Below are 15,456 nucleotides of genomic sequence, written 5' to 3' on the forward strand. Positions count from 1 at the left end.
ACCAGTGAGGCCGAACGAGAAGCCGCCTACACGCGGTGGCTCCATCACTACAATCACCACAGACCCCACACCGGCATCGGCGGCCAAACACCCTCACAACGCGTTCACAACGTCACGGGGAAGTACAGCTAGCTATGAGCACAGCGTCGTGACGAACGTCGCCGACTCGGTACGCAGTCGACGTCAGGCGGAGGCGGTCAGGCAACAGAAGCGTGTTCGTGGTTTTAATGCGCTGTTCGCGACGGAGTCGATCGAAGCGGCGCGAATCTACTACAACCACTTCCAGCTGCAGATGCAGCAGCTGCCGCCCGAGAAGCGCCTGAAGATCGGGCTGATCTTCAGTTACGGCGCGAACGAGGCGGAGGCCGACGGCATCCTGGACGACGAGGCCTTCGACACCGACTCGCTCACAAGCGACTCCCGCTCGTTCCTGGAAGACGCAATCCAGGACTACAACGACATGTTCGGTACCACCTACGACACGAGCGCGGACCGGTTCCAGAACTACTACAAGGACCTGTCGCAGCGGATGAAGAACCGCGAGATTGACCTGGTCATCGTTGTGAACATGTTCCTGACCGGCTTCGACGCCACGACGCTCAACACCCTGTTCGTGGACAAGAATCTGCGTGCACACGGTCTGATCCAGGCCTACTCGCGGACGAACCGCATTCTCAACTCGGTCAAGACCTACGGCAACATCGTCGCCTTCCGGCACCTCGAGGCGGAGACCAACCACGCTTTGGAGCTGTTCGGAAACAAGGACGCCAAAGGTGTGGTGCTGCTCAAGCCGTACGGCGATTACTACGGGGACTACGCCGACAAGGTGACGCAGCTGCTGACTGCATTCCCATTGGGTGCCCAGATCGTGGGTGAGCAGGCACAAAAGGACTTCATCCAGCTCTTCGGTCAGATCCTGCGCCTGCGCAACATCCTGACCTCGTTCGATGAGTTCGCCGACAATGACCCGCTCACCGAGCGACAGCGGCAGGACTACACGAGCATCTACCTGCGACTGCGGGACGAGTTCACCCGCGATCGTGACGGTGACAAGGAACGCATCAATGACGACGTCGTCTTCGAGATCGAGCTGGTCAAGCAGGTCGAGATCAACGTCGACTACATCCTGATGCTCGTTGACAAGCTACGCACGGAAAAGGGCGACGGCGACGACAAGGAGATCCGTGCCGAGATCTCTCGGTCGGTCGACGCCAGCCCGAGCCTGCGCAGCAAACGCGACCTGGTCGAAGACTTCGTCGCGTCTGTCTCGCTGGACCGCGGGGTTGACGACCAATGGGAGGCGTTCGTCGCGGCCAGACGCGACGCGGAGCTCACAGCGATCATCGACGCCGAGGGTCTCAAGCCGGACGAGGCCCGCGACTTCGTGGATGCGGCGTTCCGCGACGGTCAACTGCGAGCTGCGGGCACCGAGATCACTCGCATCCTGCCGCCCACGTCACGGTTCAACCGCGCGGCCGGTCACGGCGAGAAGAAGAAGCGCGTGGTCGAGGCACTGACCACGTTCTTCGAACGCTACTTCGGGCTCGGAGGTCGTTGAGCCGATCTGTGCGTCCCGTTCCGGGGCGGGGCGGAAGATCTCTGCTTGGAGGGTTGCCTGCCTGCTCTGCGTTGGGGGGGCAGCTCAGCCCAGGTGCTCGCGCAGCCCCGGCGCTGCGGCCAGCAGCTCCACGGTCTCGGCCATCTTGTAACGCTCGTCCAGGATGGTCAGGAGGTTGGCCGCAGATAGCTTTGGGCCATTCCTTCCACTGCGTTCGCAGATCGCGACTACCGCCCTACAGGACTGCATGAGATGCGCACGGACGGTGTCATAGGCGAAGTCACGCGGGGGGATCGCTCGGATGGGGGTGGGCAACAGCGACCTGGGGAAGTCCTTGAGGTTCTCGGTGACGATCACCTCGGCGCCGCACATCACTGCGGTCGCCAGCACATGCTCATCATCAGGGTCCGGCAGACCATAGCTGCCTTCCAATGGCTCCCACTCGGTGACCAGGGCGTCGTCGAAGGCACTTGACATCTGGTTGATGAGGCGCTGAGCCGATCGCTCCGCGTCGTCGACGGCCACACCTCGCTCGACGAGCTTCGCGGCCTCATGGTATTCGAGCTCACCGAGGATCGCGGTGCTCCACTTGGGAGAGTACGTTCTCTCGGCAGCCAGCGACAGCAGGAAGTCCCGCTGCAGGCTGGGCCAGAGCACGCTCGTATCAAGCACGGCGGAGAACACGCCACCAGCCTATTTCAATCAGCGTTCGACGCTCGGCGCTTGGCGGCCACCGCCTTGCGGGCACGGCGTAAGTCGGCCAAGGTCTGATCGATGTCATGAGTTTCATCGACGTCGACCGAGAGCGCGTTGATGGCCGCGTACTGTGCTTGTCGCCGTTGCTCGCGGTACTCGAGCACGTCGGGCAGGGCGATCCGACGGTGTGTGCCGGAGCGTGTGTAGGGCAGTCGTCCCTCATCGAGGGCTTTGATGAGAGTGGGGCGGCTGATGCCCAGAAGATCGGCGGCTTGCTGAGTGGTCAGGACCTGCGAAGTCGGCGAAACCGTCACGGACAGGCCCTTGCGCATGGCATCCACGACGTGAAGCAGAGCCTCGTAGACCTCTTTGGGGAGTTCAACGGGATCGTCGTCGAGTCCACCGACCAGGTAGTGGCGGGGTCGCGGGTTCAGAGCTTCCTCAGCGGTGAGCGCGTCGTAGAAGCGTCCGAGCTGCTGCTCGTCGCCGGCGGAGTAGGTCGACGGGGCGAGGGTCCTGTGCGCGGACATGGCCGACTCCTTAACTGCAGTAGGCGCAAATGGCTTGCGGTTGCTTCGAATAGTCTAGTCGTGGACGCTCCGTGCGCACAAGCAGCAGACCTACTCTCATAGGGAGCACACCGCGATGTGCTGTCCGCCCGACTGTGCGGAGCCGTCGCACCTCCTGCCCCACCGCTTAGCTCTCACCGGGCTGCGAGATCACACCCCAGGACGTGCGGACTCACCGCTTTTGTGGGGGCTGGGCAGCAGAGTGGGAAGTGAACGACGACGGACCAACAGCGTACGATCGTCGGACATGGGGGAACCGCACGGGGGAACCAGAAGGAGAATCATGAGCCTGCTCGAGAGCATCAACGGTCCCAGGGACCTCGACGCCCTGACACAGCAGGAACTGGAAGAACTGGCCGGTGAGATCCGCGATTTCCTGGTCACCAACGTCTCGGCCACGGGAGGCCATCTTGGCCCGAACCTGGGTGTGGTCGAACTGACGCTTGCCATCCACCGGGTCTTCGACTCGCCCAAGGACCCCGTGGTCTTCGACACCGGTCACCAGTCCTACGTGCACAAGCTCCTGACCGGACGTCAGGATTTCACCACCCTCCGCCAACAGGGCGGCCTGGCCGGTTACCCGGACCGCGCGGAGTCCGAGCACGACGTCGTCGAGTCCTCCCACGCGTCCTCCTCCCTGTCCTGGGCGGACGGCATCTCCCGGGCCTTCGCCATGACCGGTCAGGAGGATCGCACTGTCGTCGTCGTCGTGGGTGACGGTGCCATGACGGGTGGCATGACCTGGGAGGCCGCGAACAACATCGCCGGGGACCCGGACCGCAAGGTCGTGATCGTGGTCAACGACAACGGGCGCTCCTACGCGCCGACCGTCGGCGGCCTGGCCCGGCAACTGCACAACCTCAAGGCCGACGTCCAACAGGGCGTGGACGCGGTGCGCACGGACCGCCGTTACGAGGAACTGCTCACTTCCGTCAAGGACGGTCTGAAGAACGCCGGCCCGATCGGTCAGGCCGCCTACCGTGGCCTGCACGGCATGAAAGTGGGTATCAAGGACGTCGTGGTCCCACACGGACTGTTCGCTGACCTCGGCATGAAGTACGTGGGTCCGGTGGACGGCCACGACCAGGGGGCCATGGAGCACGCCCTGCGCAACGCCAAGAATTTCGGCGGCCCCGTGATCGTGCACGCCATCACGGAGAAGGGGCACGGCTACGCCCCGGCGTTGGCCGACGAGGCGGACATGTTCCACGCCGTCGGCACGATCGACCCGGAAACCGGGCAGCCCGTGACCCCGAGCTCCGGACGGTCCTGGACCGCGGTGTTCCGGGACGAGATCGCGGCGATCGCCGACGAGCGCGACGACGTCGTGGGCGTCACCGGGGCCATGCTGATCCCCGTGGGGCTGCAGAAGATGCAGGCCGCGCATCCGGAGCGTGTGGTGGACGTGGGGATCGCCGAACAACACGCCTTGACCATGTCGGCAGGTATGGCCTTCGGCGGACTGCACCCCGTGGTGGCCCTGTACGCGACCTTCCTCAACCGTGGATTCGACCAGCTGCTCATGGACGTGGCCCTGCACAAGGCCGGTGTGACCCTGGTCCTGGACCGGTCCGGTGTCACCGGACCGGACGGCCCCAGCCACCACGGCATGTGGGACCTGGCCCTGCTGCAGATCGTCCCGGGTCTGCACCTGGCGGCCCCGCGGGATGAGGCGAGCCTGCAGGAGGAGCTGCGCGAAGCCGTGGCCGTGGACGATGCCCCCACGGTGATCCGTTACCCCAAGGGCAACGTGGGCCCGGAGATTCCCGCCGTGGAGCGACTCTCCGACGGCGTCGACGTCCTGTTGCGCACCGGAAGCGGCCTGGAGGTCCCGGATCACGACCGGGACGTCCTGCTGGTGTCGGTCGGTGCCATGGCCCAGACCTGTCTGGAGACCGCCCAACGGCTCGAGGCGCACGGGGTGACCTCCACCGTGGTGGACCCGCGCTGGGTCCTGCCCGTGCCGCAGTCCCTGGTGCAGTTGGCCGCCCGCCACCGGATCGTCGTGGTGGTCGAGGACGGGGTGCGTTCCGGGGGGATCGGCTCACTCGTCCGGCAGCGACTGCGGGAGGCGGGTGTGGACACCGCGCTCAACGAGGTCGGCCTGCCCACGGAGTTCCTGACCCACGCCTCGCGCGGGCAGATTCTGGACCGTGTGGGTTTGACCGCCCAGCGCATTGCACAGGACACGCTGTCCTCCGTCCTGGGCACCAAGGTTCCGTACGCGCGCCGCGTGGACGACGAGGCGACTCGGGTGGCTGCCCGATCAGGGGCTGGTCGATCCGCTGCAACCGAGGAGACCGAGGCAACCGGATCGGCCGACGAATAGCTCCTCGTTGTCGGCTCCGTCACATATCAGTAGGCTTAGTTGAGGATTGCGGACAGAGTGTCCGTCCAAGTGCAATGAGGAGGCCATCGTGTTGAAGAAGGCTGCATTCGTGGTGGGATTCGGTGCCGGGTTCCTGGTCGGGTCCTACATGGGACGCGAACCGTTCGAAAAGGTCCAGGCCAAGGTGACGGGCGTGGTCGAGGACCCCGAGGTCCGTCGCAAGGTTCAGGAGGGGACGCACAAGGCGACCTCGACCGTCAAGGAGCAGGCCCCCGTCGTGGGCGAGCGCGCCGCCGACGCCGCCAAGTCCGCCACAGCCAAGGCCAAGGACAAGGTCAGCGGTGGGCGTTCGAACACCACCGACGACTCGGAGGGGACCGCCAACCTGGAGGGTTCGACCCGGCCCGTGCCGGGCTCCACCAGCTGAGTTCCGCTCGCCGGGTTCAGCCTTTGGTTTTCAACGGATGAACGGGCGACTCCGTGCCTGAGTAGGGGCGGTGGTCCGTGGAAGGACCCACGGACCACCGCCCCTTCTTCGTGCTCCCGAGGATGTCCTGGACGCGCCGTCGTCAGCCGTGGGCGGGACCCGGTGCGTCCCGTTCCACGCGGAGCCAGGCGTCGATGAGCGCGGGGGCACATAGCTGGATCTGCCAGTGGCGCGCACCGATTTCCTCCAGGGCGTGGGCCACGGCCTCTTGTGATGTCGAGTGCGGGGGGTCCCAGGCGAAGCGCCGAAGGTGTTCCGGGACCAACAGGTTTTCGGTGGGCATGCCGTGTTGTTCGGCCAGGTCGGCCACCACTGGTTTGAACACCTTGAGCCGGGCGGCGGCGTCCGGGCGTTTGGTGTCCCACGCCTTGACCGGCGGCAGGGCATCCGAGGCCACGGTGTACGGCACGAGGTCCTGGGCGTTCCGGGCCTCCTGGAGCGCAGTGAGCCACCGCGGGGCCTCCCTGGACGCGGCGCGACCGTGGAACCCCGGCGTCTTGAGCAGCTGGGGCACGGTGCGCGGCATGGTGGTGGCCGCAGCGACGAGCGCCGAATCCGGCAGCAGACGGCCGGGGGAGATGTCCCGGTTGCGTGCCAGATCCTCCCGTGCCAGCCAGAGGTTGCGCACGGCGGTGAGTTGACGTCGGTTGCGAACTTTGGTGATGCCGGAGGTCCTTCGCCAAGGATCCTTGCGTGGGGCAGCGGGCGGGGCGGAGCGAACGGCTTCGAACTCCTCGAGGGCCCAGTCCAGCTTGCCCTGCTCGCGCAACACGTCTTCCACGGCCCAGCGCAGCTGCACCAGCACCTCGACGTCCAGCGCAGCGTAGGTCAGCCACGGTTCGGGCAGGGGCCGCTTGGACCAGTCAACGGCTGAGTGTTCTTTGGCCAGAGTGAACCCCAGCAGCTCCTCGGTTTCCGCGGCCAGGCCCACGCGGCGCAGGCCCGCGAGCCGCCCTCCGAGTTCGGTGTCGAAGAGCCGGTCGGGGTGCATTTCCAGGTCCCTCAGACACGGGAGATCCTGGGTGGCCGCGTGCAGCACCCACTCGACCCCGCTCAGGGCTTCGTCCACGACGGCGAGCGACCCGACGGCCTCCGGGTCGATCAGGATCGTCCCCGCACCTTCGCGGCGAATCTGGACGAGGAACGCTCGTTGCCCGTAGCGGAAGCCGCTGGCTCGCTCGGTGTCGATCGCAACGGGCCCGTGGCCGTCGTGGAGTTCCGCTGCTGCCCGTTCGACCTGCGACCGGGAGTCGAGGACCCGTGGGAGCCCGTCGGAGGGGCGGTCCAGGTGGACTGTGGTGGGAACCGTGTAGTCCTCGAAACCCGGAACCACGATCGCCGTCGCACCGGTCGCCTTCGGCACTGCGGGCGCACCGCCCCGTTCGGACGGGCCACCCCGGTCGGGGTGATCTCCGTCCTTCGTGTGCCGCGAAGTGCTCCGGGTGCTCAATGGTCGGTCAATTCCTCGTGCTCGTTGCAGATTGTGGTGGTGGCAGGTGGCGGTCCGTGTCGCCGGCTCGTTGCGCAGCCAGGCTCAGGGCTCGGGCACCCGGGACGACGGGGCAGGGGGCGCCGGTTCTCCCGCCCTAACGTCCGGTGAGACTCACGACGCCGTCCGTCACGGGTGGGAGGCCGCCGAACGTGCAGACCATGTCTGCCCAGGCCTCGAGGTGTTTGCCGAAGTCCTCGTCGGCCGGCGTCCAGGAGGCGCGGAGTTCGACGTCGATGTCCTCGCCCGTGTCGGCCAATTGGCCGAACCCTTCGGCCAGGACACGGGAAGCGGTCCCGCCCTCCCGGGTGTATCCGGCCCCGTTGCGGTCCAATGCTTCGAGCAGCCAGCTCCAGGCCACGGAAGCGAGCAGTTGGTCGTGTCCGAGGTCGCGCTCGACCTGAGCCTTGACGTAGGTGACGATGCGGAAGGAGCCGCCCCATTCGTTCTTGCGGCTGGGGTCGTAGCTCAGGATGAACCGGCCGGTGGCGAGTTCCCCGGGTTCCCGTCGTCCGATGGCTGCCGTTGCGTCCGCGACGGTTGCGGAGAAGGCGACGGCGTCGCTCGGGCCCATGGGGACGGGGATTTCGGTCAGCTCGATCTCGGGCCGACACTGAGCACCGCGCAAGGACGCCGTGGCCGATCGGAATCGGCTCGGCCTCCCGTGTAGATCAGTCACCGCGCTCACGCCTAACAGGGTAGGGCGATCGGTCCGTCGGCTCACGAGGGCACGCCGCCGCGTCCGTCGTCGATCTGTCCGAGTCGTGGCACACGGCGCGGTCGGTCACGGGTGGAGCGCCGGGCTCACCCTTGCTTGGGAGCAAGGCGCATGGACACGGAGTTGATGCAGTAGCGCAGGTCGGTGGGGGTCTGGTAACCCTCCCCGGAGAAGACGTGGCCCAGGTGGGAGTCGCAGGCCGCGCAACGGACCTCCACGCGCTTCATTCCCAAGGAGGTGTCCTCGATGTAACGCACCCGGTCCTCGGCCAAGGGCTCGTAGAAGGACGGCCACCCGCAATGGGAGCCGAACTTCGTCTCGGACCGGAACAACTCGGCGCCGCAGGCCCGGCAGGAGTACACACCGTCGGTCTCCGTGTCCCAGTACTCACCCGTGAAGGGGCGTTCCGTGCCGCCCTCCCGGAGCACATGGAACTCCATGGGGGTCAGCAACTGCTTCCAGTCGGCCTCGCTGCGCTGGACGCCGGGCTGTTCGTGATCGGTTGAATCCGTCATGGCATCGGTCCTTCCTGAGCTGCCTCGGATCATGAGGCGTGGTCAATGCATGGTGGCCTGTGCCACCGGTGAGGACAACCAATCCCGGCGGCCAGTTATGCCGTCCGGCCACGGGCGACCCGTGCCAGTATGGGCTCATGGTCTTGCCGAGATCCCCTCTGTCGTCATGGTCCGCGGGTCCCACCCAGTCGGGGGTGTTCAGGAACCCCGTCGTCTCCGGGGCGGCACCCGCCCCGCAGGGTTGGAAGCGCGGTGCCGTGATCGGAGCGGCCGCCGTGGCCGGTGCGGCGTCCTTGACCTTCGGGTTGTCCTCGGCCGTCGCCGCCTACCTTGCGCGTCAGGTGGTCGTACCTCCCCGGTACCGGTCGGAGGACCTCACGATCTTCAACTACACGCCGCAGACGCCCACCTCCGAAAACACTGACGAGCCCGGCGACCAATCAGGCGGGTCCGACGCCGCATCCCGCGCCCCGGACGAGGCCGAACCCTCGCGGACGACGGGGGTGGGTGAGGTCATGCTCGCCGCGACCGTGGAAACCACCGTGGACGGCGTCTACAGCCTGCGTTTCCACGGCGGCGCCGGACACGCGCGGATCGGCGCCATCCGCTCCTGGGCACCGGCCACCGGCAGGGTCGTGCGGGAAGTCGAGGAGATCTACAGCGGTGACCTCTCGACGGCCACCAAGGGGTGGTGGTCCGGGACCGTCTACCCCGACCCCGCGCGCGCGGGGTTCCCGTACGAGGACGTCGAGATTCCCATCGAGGTGGGGCCGGCGCCTGCTTGGGTGGTGCCCGTGGACGGGCGCCCTACGCCGCCGGGAGAACGACCCAGAATGCTCGAGGGCCCGTGGGCGATCATGGTGCACGGACGTGGGGCCCAGCGGATGGAGGGCCTGCGTGCGTTGAAGACCGCGCGTGACCTGGGGATGACCTCCATGCTGATCTCCTACCGCAACGACCGAGAGGCCCCGTCCTCCCTGGACAACCGCTACGGGTTGGGTTTCACGGAGTGGAAGGACGTCCAGGTCGCCATTTCCTACGCCAAGTCCCGCGGAGCCACGGACATCGTCTTGTTCGGCTGGTCCATGGGCGGGGCGATCTGCCTGCAGACCGCGGACCTGTCCTTCTACCGTGACGACATCGCCGCCATGGTCCTGACCGGACCCGTGGTCGACTGGTTCACCCTGTTCACCCATCACACGGCCAGCCGGAAGCTGCCCGCCCAGATCGGCAACCTGTCCTCCGGTCTGATCAGTTCCCACAAGGGCCGGTACCTGACGGGCCTTGCCACCCCCGTGGACCTGGCGAGCCTGGACTGGGTCACCCGCTACAAGGAACTCCGCACCCCCACGTTGATCCTGCACTCCAAGGACGACGAGTTCGTCCCCGACAGCGCGGGCCGGGAACTGGCGCGGATCTCCCCGTTCGTGGACTTCGTGGCCTTCCGGCGTGCGCGCCACACCAAGGAGTGGAACGTCGACCCCCACCGGTGGGAGGACGCCGTCGCCAAGTGGCTACCGGGCCGTTTGCCGGAGTGAATGCTGCATTGAATGTGGCGGCGCTCAGGCACTCAGGGCTGCGGTCTTCGCGTTCAGCACGGACACCAGATCCTGCGGGGTGACCTCGACGTCCAGGCCCCGGCGTCCGCCGGAGACGTAGACGGTGGCGTGGTGCATCGCCGACTCGTCGATCACCGTGGGGGAGGGGAGCTTCTGTCCGAACGGCGAGATGCCTCCGATGACATATCCCGTCCTGCGCTGGGCGACGGCGGGGTCGGCGAGCACGGCCTTCTTCCAGCCGAAGGCGGCCGCCGCGGCTTTCATGGCCACCCGGTGATCCACGGGGAGCACGACGACGCCCAGCGCCTTGCCGTCGGCTTCGGCCACCAAGAGCGTCTTGAACACCCGCTCGGCGGACACACCGAGAGCTTGTGCGGCTTCGGCCCCGTAATCCGTCACGTCGTCGTCGTGCTCGTAGGCCGCCTCCTGGAAGGCGACGCCGCGGTCGTGCAGGAACCGCAGAGCCGGCGTCGCCTCGGAAGCGGTGCTGCCGTTGCCGTGCTTGGACTTCTTGCCCACTGTCCGTGGCCCTTTCCGATCCGGTAGCTGTCCGCTGCGTGTGTGTCCTCAGGCGCGGCGCAGTTGCCCGACCTGTCGACGGATGCGCTCGAGCATCGCGGACATCCCGCGCATGCGCAGGGGGGACACCAGTTCCGTCAGGGCGAAACGTTCGGTCAGGTCCGCCGGCAGGTCCCGGATCTGCGCTGCGGAGAGGCCGTCCAGGCCCTCGTGGAGGATGGAGGCGAAGCCTCGGGTGGTCGGTGCCTCCGGCGGGGCGGAGAAGAACAGCCGGACAGGGGTGTCGTCGGTGCCCGTCTCCGTCTGGTTCTCCCACTCGACCGTGAGGAACAAAGGGGACTGGCACTCGACCACTTGTTCCAGAGCCTCCGGGTGTTCCCCGTAGCGTTCGGGCAACTCGGGGAGTTGCCGGGAGAACTCGAGCAACAGCTGCAGGCGGTCCGTTGCCGGGACGGCCTGGAAGTCCTCGACCAGCTCGGCCAGTGACTCCGGCAGGCCCTCGGTCTGCGCTTCCGTTCCGGGGTTCATCGGCGGTTCTCCGGGGCTGCGCCGCGTTCGGAGCCCGACACGATCGGGACGCGCACGGAGTTGCCCCATTCGGTCCAGGAGCCGTCGTAGTTACGCACGCTGTCGAACCCGAGGAGGTGTTCGAGCACGAACCACGTGTGGGCGGAGCGTTCACCGATCCGGCAGTAGGCGATCACCGGGTCGGAGGGGTCCAGTCCCACCTCGTCCAGGTAGATGGCCTCCAGGTCGGGGCGTGCCTTGAACGTGGAGTCTTCGGCGGCGGCACGTGCCCAGGGGACGGAGGCCGCCGTCGGGATGTGGCCGCCGCGCAGGACACCCTCCTGCGGATATTCAGCCATGTGGGTGCGCTGGCCCGTGTACTCGGGTTCGGAGCGCACGTCGATCAGGGGCACGGAGCCCAGGGCGTCGAGCACCTCCGGCTGGTAGGCGCGGATCCGGGAATCGTCCCGCTCGACCACGGGGTACTCGCTCGCGGGTCGGGGAGTGACGGCGGTGGTGAGTTCGCGGCCTTCGGCCACCCACTTGTCGCGGCCACCGTCCATGAGCCGGACGTCTTCGTGACCGAAGAGCGTGAAGACCCACAGGGCGTAGGCGGCCCACCAGTTGGACTTGTCGCCGTAGACCACGATCGTGTCCTCGCGGGAGATGCCCTTGCGGGACATGAGCTCGGAGAACTGCTGGCCGTCCAGGTAGTCGCGCACGTCCGGGAGGTTCAGGTCCGTGTGCCAGTCCACCTTCACCGCGCCGGGCAGGTGGCCGGTTTCGTAGAGCAGTACGTCCTCATCGGACTCGATCACGACGACGCCGGGGTCGGCACCGTGCTCGGCGACCCAGCTGGTCGACACGAGCCGTTCCGGGTGGGCGTACTGGGCGAACTTGGCGTCGGTGGTGTCCACATCCACGGACATGGTGCTGGCCTCATTTCCTGTGACGATTCCGAACGGTGCCAACACTATCGCCGTGGCCACCGCGGCGGGGCCCACCGGGGCGCTGTGCGCGAGGGGCGAACCCGGTGCGCGTGGGCGGTACCCGTGGGGCGGGTAAGCTCTGTCACGTTCCCCGTTCTCGACTCCCGCCGTCGACGTGTTCCGAACGTGTCGCCCCGTGTGCAGAAGGCACCGGTCGAGCCCCGGGCAGAAAGAGGTACCCCGCGTGAGCCCGCAGTTCCAGCGTCTGGTCGACCGTCGCCCGGCACTGTCCGCAGATGAGCTGCTGGACGGTTTCAGGCCCTCCGAGCGGTTCGGTGAAGTCTCCTTCGACACCTACCGCCCGGATCCCGCCCAACCGTCGCAGGCACAGGCCGTCGCAGAACTGCAGCGGTTCGCCGGGAGCGTGTCCGGTCCAGGTTCCGGTGGCAAGGGCGGCGGGTTCTTCTCCAGGATGTTCGGGGGTTCCTCCGGCGCTGCCAAGGGTTCCAAGCAGGGCATCTACCTCGACGGCGGATTCGGCGTCGGCAAGACACACCTGTTGGCCTCCCTGTGGCACGCGGTTCCCGGCCCCAAGGCCTTCGGCACGTTCGTCGAGTACACCAACCTCGTAGGTGCGCTGACCTTCCCCAAGACCGTTCAAGCCCTGAGCCAGTACACCCTGGTGTGCATCGACGAGTTCGAACTCGACGACCCGGGGGACACGGTCCTCATGTCTCGGCTCATGCGCGAACTCTCCGACGCCGGGGTCAAGCTCGCGGCGACCTCGAACACGTTGCCGGGTTCCTTGGGGGAGGGGCGTTTCGCGGCCGCGGACTTCCAGCGGGAGATCCAGGTGCTTGCGGACCAGTTCGAGGTCCTTCGCATCGACGGCGAGGACTTCCGGCACCGAGGCCTTCCCGAAGCGCCGGCGTCCATCGCCGACGAAGCGATCGAGGCGACGGTCGAGCAGCGCTTCGACGGCAAGGTGGTTGCGATGGACGAGTTCAGTGAGCTCGTGGAGCACCTCAGCGTGGTGCACCCCTCCCGTTACCGCCATCTCATCAAGGACCTGGAGGGCATCGTGTGGCGCAACGTCCACACCGTCGATCAGCAGGCGCTCGCCCTGCGGCTGGTGGTGCTGGCGGACCGGTTGTACGACCGCGACCTGCCCATCGTGGCGTCGGGGACCTCCTTCGACGAGGTCTTCACTCCCGAGATGATGGCCGGTGGGTATCAGAAGAAGTACTACCGGGCCGTTTCCCGGTTGACGGCTCTGGCCCGGGAGGGCATGTCGGACAGAGCCTGACCGACCTCACGTGCCCACCCGGGCGCGCGAGCTTGGAATGACGGACATGAGGAAGGCCCCCACCAGATGGTGAGGGCCTTCCTCATGGAGTTCGGTGGGCCATGGCCCGTGCCGAACGCGTCAGAAGATCAGTTCTCCTGGGAGTCGCCGTTCAGCGAGTCCTTGGCCTGGTTGATCTGATCCTCGTACTGACCGCCGGACTTGTCGTTGGCAAAGTCTGCGCCCTTGTCCACAGCTTCCGGGTTGTCGGCAGCTGCGTCCTTGGCCTTGTCTGCAAATCCTCCGAGATCCCCCATGGGACTCTCCTCTCGGGTCGGAATCGTTCGGACAGGACTCACTCTGCTTGACCCGGAACCAGTTGTCCAGAACATTTTTCGCAGATGGCACCCGTGTACGCTCACGGCAAAATTGCCGCTGAATACATGTAAACGTCCTGGTCAGCAGTGGTAGTGAGCAACTTTCTGCTGAGGAGTGCTCTGTCTGGGAGGGGGCAGGGGCGGAGACATGAACATGCAGAAGGCCCGACTGGAATATCCCGGTCGGGCCTTCTGCATGTGGTGCGCGATACTGGGATCGAACCAGTGACCTCTTCCGTGTCAGGGAAGCGCGCTACCGCTGCGCCAATCGCGCTCACCGCGAGTTCACCAGCAACTCGTGAGCTTGGTGGGTTCACCGAGGTGGAGACGGGATTCGAACCCGCGTAGACGGCTTTGCAGGCCGCTGCCTAACCACTCGGCCACCCCACCGGGACCTGTGTCCTGACGGACTTGGCCTGAGAAAACGACACCAAAGTGCCGTTTTCTCAGAGCGGTTGACGGGAGTCGAACCCGCGACCCTCACCATGGCAAGGTGATGCTCTACCAGCTGAGCTACAACCGCATTGTGAACCTGGATCCCGCTGCCGGGGCCAACGTTCGATCGGAAACTCTAGCACAGCTTTTGACCTCCCCGGTTGCCCGGTGGTCGGCCGTTGCGGCGCTGTCCTTTCCGACGGCAGAGACTTTAGGGGACCGAATCACACCAGTGCAAATCGGCGTCGGGTCCACGATCCTGGGCCATCCTGGTGCGGCGCAGGCACGGCCTGCGGGCCGTGTCCCGTGGCGATTGGCACGGTGGGGCACAACTGCGCTATGGTTTCCAGGTCGCAAGCGCGATTGGCGCAGTGGTAGCGCGCTTCGTTCACACCGAAGAGGTCACTGGTTCGAACCCAGTATCGCGCACAATCACGTTCGAGACCTCGGACTCGAACGACTGGCACAAGAGCCCCTCCCCGGAGATCACCTGGGGCGGGGCTCTTGTCGTTCACCCGGTTCCGCCTTGCCCTCGACAGGCAGGGATGCAGCGTTGGAGAGGCGATGACCCAACCCAGATTGGCCAAACAGACCGATCACGGCCGCATGTACGCGCGGTCGATCGGCGCAGCGGCCACAGTTCCTTCCATCACCACCGTGATCGGGCGCGCCGCCGTTGACCTCGGTGGGTGGCACGGGTGGTTGGCCGCCCAGGCGGTCGTGGAGGACGATCGGCTGGCCGGTTCGCTCGGGTCGCCGTCGCGGTTGCGAACCGTCGCGCGGGAAGCGGCGGGGGCGGCCGAGCGCTACCGGGACCAGGCCGCTCTGCGCGGGGACCGCGTCCACGACTACTGCGAACAGGTCGCCTTGCGCACCATGGGACTGCCGCACGACGTGGACCGTGCCCGGAAGACCCTGGTCGAGCACCGGGAAGAGGCCTACGTGGTGCGGTTCGACGAGTGGTGGGACCTGTACTCCCCGGAACCGCTCGGCGCGGAAGTCACCGTCTGGAACCACAGCGTCGGCTACGCGGGAACCTTGGACCTGGTGGCCCGGATCGCCGGCAAGGTCTGTCTGATCGACTACAAGACCAAAGCGACCGAGCGGAACGGGCGCGTGAAGGCGCTGGACCCCAAAGTGGTGACCCAGCTGGTCGCCGGTCTGAAGGCCGAGGAACAGCTCGTGGATGCCCAGTCCGGCGAATGGGAGCCGTGGAAGTACGGCGACGCCGATCTCCTCCTGGGGGTCGCCGTCGGCCCCACGGAGGTCGTCGCGCAACAGGCCGTGCCGGAGGTGTTGGAGGCGCACTGGCACAAGTTCTGTGCACTGCACAGGGTGTGGACCCACGAAACGCGGTTGGCCGCCACTCCCACCCAGCTGCGGCCGGTGCCACCGCCGCCCGTACGCGCTGAAACCGGCGGCCTAGACTGAGACCTGGTCCCTGCGAGGTGCGAACGATCCCGACCATGTCACTCGGCGCGGCT

At 66.6% G+C, this 15,456-nt stretch carries 16 protein-coding genes and 4 tRNA genes; 8 read left to right on the top strand and 12 right to left on the bottom strand.

Going from position 1 to position 15,456, the window contains the following annotated elements; translation table 11 throughout:
- Together EDL96_RS04780 and EDL96_RS04785 are read left to right on the top strand one after the other, a co-directional pair.
- Window positions 1-132: integrase core domain-containing protein (locus EDL96_RS04780; RefSeq protein WP_148079886.1), on the top strand; the 132-nt coding region annotated here is incomplete at its 5' end.
- A 16-nt stretch (window positions 133-148) separates the two neighbouring features.
- Window positions 149-1,558 carry a type I restriction endonuclease subunit R, EcoR124 family gene (locus EDL96_RS04785; RefSeq protein ID WP_325049530.1) on the top strand — a complete coding sequence of 470 codons (1,410 nt, stop codon included), beginning with the start codon at window positions 149-151 and terminating at the stop codon, window positions 1,556-1,558.
- An 84-nt stretch (window positions 1,559-1,642) separates the two neighbouring features.
- On the opposite strand, the gene EDL96_RS04790 is transcribed toward EDL96_RS04785, so the two are convergent.
- Together EDL96_RS04790 and EDL96_RS04795 are read right to left on the bottom strand one after the other, a co-directional pair.
- Window positions 1,643-2,242 (bottom strand): PIN domain-containing protein, encoded by a 600-nt coding sequence (locus tag EDL96_RS04790; protein ID WP_123824680.1) that lies wholly within the window; start codon window positions 2,240-2,242, stop codon window positions 1,643-1,645.
- Window positions 2,243-2,256: 14 nt separating this feature from the next.
- Complete coding sequence (locus tag EDL96_RS04795) at window positions 2,257-2,784, bottom strand: helix-turn-helix domain-containing protein (RefSeq protein ID WP_123824681.1); 528 nt, start codon at window positions 2,782-2,784, stop codon at window positions 2,257-2,259.
- 322 nt (window positions 2,785-3,106) lie between these two features.
- Between EDL96_RS04795 and dxs the strand changes: the two genes are divergently transcribed.
- Window positions 3,107-5,152, top strand: coding sequence for a 1-deoxy-D-xylulose-5-phosphate synthase (gene dxs / locus EDL96_RS04800; RefSeq protein WP_123824682.1), 2,046 nt, complete (start codon window positions 3,107-3,109; stop codon window positions 5,150-5,152).
- Between the two features lie 88 nt (window positions 5,153-5,240).
- Entirely contained in the window at window positions 5,241-5,579 is a 339-nt protein-coding gene (locus EDL96_RS04805; protein ID WP_123824683.1) for a hypothetical protein, read from the top strand.
- 142 nt (window positions 5,580-5,721) lie between these two features.
- Here EDL96_RS04805 and EDL96_RS04810 read toward each other — a convergent pair whose 3' ends face one another.
- From EDL96_RS04810 to msrB, 3 genes are all read right to left on the bottom strand, one after another.
- On the bottom strand, window positions 5,722-7,002 hold the full coding sequence (locus EDL96_RS04810) for an HRDC domain-containing protein (protein WP_407656905.1): 1,281 nt from the start codon (window positions 7,000-7,002) through the stop codon (window positions 5,722-5,724).
- Between the two features lie 223 nt (window positions 7,003-7,225).
- Window positions 7,226-7,816: a DUF3000 domain-containing protein gene (locus EDL96_RS04815; protein ID WP_123824684.1), complete on the bottom strand. Its 591-nt coding sequence runs from the start codon at window positions 7,814-7,816 to the stop codon at window positions 7,226-7,228.
- Window positions 7,817-7,932: 116 nt separating this feature from the next.
- Window positions 7,933-8,361, bottom strand: a complete 429-nt coding sequence (gene msrB / locus EDL96_RS04820; RefSeq protein ID WP_123824685.1) for a peptide-methionine (R)-S-oxide reductase MsrB — start codon at window positions 8,359-8,361, stop codon at window positions 7,933-7,935.
- Between the two features lie 137 nt (window positions 8,362-8,498).
- Between msrB and EDL96_RS04825 the strand changes: the two genes are divergently transcribed.
- Complete coding sequence (locus EDL96_RS04825; protein WP_123824686.1) at window positions 8,499-9,899, top strand: alpha/beta hydrolase family protein; 1,401 nt, start codon at window positions 8,499-8,501, stop codon at window positions 9,897-9,899.
- A gap of 24 nt (window positions 9,900-9,923) precedes the next feature.
- On the opposite strand, the gene ybaK is transcribed toward EDL96_RS04825, so the two are convergent.
- The 3 genes from ybaK to EDL96_RS04840 are packed head-to-tail and all read right to left on the bottom strand — an operon-like array spanning window position 9,924 to window position 11,875.
- On the bottom strand, window positions 9,924-10,439 hold the full coding sequence (gene ybaK / locus EDL96_RS04830; RefSeq protein ID WP_123824687.1) for a Cys-tRNA(Pro) deacylase: 516 nt from the start codon (window positions 10,437-10,439) through the stop codon (window positions 9,924-9,926).
- A 48-nt stretch (window positions 10,440-10,487) separates the two neighbouring features.
- Window positions 10,488-10,967, bottom strand: a complete 480-nt coding sequence (locus EDL96_RS04835; protein WP_123824688.1) for a SufE family protein — start codon at window positions 10,965-10,967, stop codon at window positions 10,488-10,490.
- Complete coding sequence (locus tag EDL96_RS04840) at window positions 10,964-11,875, bottom strand: sulfurtransferase (protein WP_123824689.1); 912 nt, start codon at window positions 11,873-11,875, stop codon at window positions 10,964-10,966. Before EDL96_RS04840 ends, EDL96_RS04835 begins: the two co-directional genes overlap by 4 nt.
- Window positions 11,876-12,119: 244 nt before the next feature.
- On the opposite strand from EDL96_RS04840, the gene zapE reads away from it, so the two are divergent.
- Entirely contained in the window at window positions 12,120-13,181 is a 1,062-nt protein-coding gene (gene zapE, locus EDL96_RS04845) for a cell division protein ZapE (protein ID WP_123824690.1), read from the top strand.
- 128 nt (window positions 13,182-13,309) lie between these two features.
- Here zapE and EDL96_RS04850 read toward each other — a convergent pair whose 3' ends face one another.
- The 4 genes from EDL96_RS04850 to EDL96_RS04865 all read right to left on the bottom strand — a co-directional run bounded on the left by EDL96_RS04850 (window position 13,310) and on the right by EDL96_RS04865 (window position 14,060).
- Window positions 13,310-13,477 carry an Rv0909 family putative TA system antitoxin gene (locus EDL96_RS04850; protein WP_123824691.1) on the bottom strand — a complete coding sequence of 56 codons (168 nt, stop codon included), beginning with the start codon at window positions 13,475-13,477 and terminating at the stop codon, window positions 13,310-13,312.
- Window positions 13,478-13,736: 259 nt separating this feature from the next.
- Window positions 13,737-13,811: transfer RNA gene (locus EDL96_RS04855), tRNA-Val, on the bottom strand.
- Window positions 13,812-13,856: 45 nt separating this feature from the next.
- Window positions 13,857-13,927: transfer RNA gene (locus tag EDL96_RS04860), tRNA-Cys, on the bottom strand.
- A gap of 60 nt (window positions 13,928-13,987) precedes the next feature.
- A tRNA-Gly gene (locus tag EDL96_RS04865) sits at window positions 13,988-14,060 on the bottom strand.
- Between the two features lie 269 nt (window positions 14,061-14,329).
- Between EDL96_RS04865 and EDL96_RS04870 the strand changes: the two genes are divergently transcribed.
- Both EDL96_RS04870 and EDL96_RS04875 read left to right on the top strand, forming a co-directional pair.
- A tRNA-Val gene (locus tag EDL96_RS04870) sits at window positions 14,330-14,401 on the top strand.
- A 135-nt stretch (window positions 14,402-14,536) separates the two neighbouring features.
- Window positions 14,537-15,403, top strand: coding sequence for a cytochrome (locus tag EDL96_RS04875; protein WP_123824692.1), 867 nt, complete (start codon window positions 14,537-14,539; stop codon window positions 15,401-15,403).
- The last annotated feature ends 53 nt before the right edge of the window (window positions 15,404-15,456 follow it).

The sequence above is a fragment of the Kocuria soli genome (genome assembly GCF_003797835.1).
GTDB classification, from domain to species: domain Bacteria; phylum Actinomycetota; class Actinomycetes; order Actinomycetales; family Micrococcaceae; genus Kocuria; species Kocuria soli.

Coding starts and splice junctions, on each gene's coding strand:
- EDL96_RS04795 (WP_123824681.1), bottom strand. CDS start 2,784: ATGTCCGCGCACAGGACCCTCGCCCCGTCGACCTACTCCGCCGGCGAC.
- dxs (WP_123824682.1), top strand. CDS start 3,107: ATGAGCCTGCTCGAGAGCATCAACGGTCCCAGGGACCTCGACGCCCTG.
- msrB (WP_123824685.1), bottom strand. CDS start 8,361: ATGACGGATTCAACCGATCACGAACAGCCCGGCGTCCAGCGCAGCGAG.
- EDL96_RS04825 (WP_123824686.1), top strand. CDS start 8,499: ATGGTCTTGCCGAGATCCCCTCTGTCGTCATGGTCCGCGGGTCCCACC.
- EDL96_RS04835 (WP_123824688.1), bottom strand. CDS start 10,967: ATGAACCCCGGAACGGAAGCGCAGACCGAGGGCCTGCCGGAGTCACTG.
- EDL96_RS04840 (WP_123824689.1), bottom strand. CDS start 11,875: ATGTCCGTGGATGTGGACACCACCGACGCCAAGTTCGCCCAGTACGCC.
- EDL96_RS04850 (WP_123824691.1), bottom strand. CDS start 13,477: ATGGGGGATCTCGGAGGATTTGCAGACAAGGCCAAGGACGCAGCTGCC.
- EDL96_RS04875 (WP_123824692.1), top strand. CDS start 14,537: ATGACCCAACCCAGATTGGCCAAACAGACCGATCACGGCCGCATGTAC.